Genomic DNA, 549 nt, shown 5'->3' with positions numbered 1-549 from the left:
CTAGAGATAGGGCTTCCCCTTCGGGGGCAGAGTGACAGGTGGTGCATGGTTGTCGTCAGCTCGTGTCGTGAGATGTTGGGTTAAGTCCCGCAACGAGCGCAACCCTTGATCTTAGTTGCCATCATTTAGTTGGGCACTCTAAGGTGACTGCCGGTGACAAACCGGAGGAAGGTGGGGATGACGTCAAATCATCATGCCCCTTATGACCTGGGCTACACACGTGCTACAATGGACGGTACAAAGAGTCGCGAGACCGCGAGGTGGAGCTAATCTCATAAAACCGTTCTCAGTTCGGATTGTAGGCTGCAACTCGCCTACATGAAGCTGGAATCGCTAGTAATCGCGGATCAGCATGCCGCGGTGAATACGTTCCCGGGCCTTGTACACACCGCCCGTCACACCACGAGAGTTTGTAACACCCGAAGTCGGTGGGGTAACCTTTTGGAGCCAGCCGCCTAAGGTGGGACAGATGATTGGGGTGAAGTCGTAACAAGGTAGCCGTATCGGAAGGTGCGGCTGGATCACCTCCTTTCTATGGAGAATTGATGA

General features: G+C 54.1%; 1 rRNA gene. It reads left to right on the top strand.

The features are described 5' to 3' along the window. Positions 1-532, top strand: a 16S ribosomal RNA gene (locus MR063_RS21520); the annotation flags it as partial. Between the last annotated feature and the right edge of the window lie 17 nt (positions 533-549).

The organism is Bacillus cereus group sp. BfR-BA-01492 (assembly GCF_022662815.1).
Lineage (GTDB): Bacteria > Bacillota > Bacilli > Bacillales > Bacillaceae_G > Bacillus_A > Bacillus_A cereus_BD.
The sequence above is the reverse complement of the archived record's forward strand: the minus strand, read 5'-3'. Positions and strand labels throughout refer to the sequence as shown.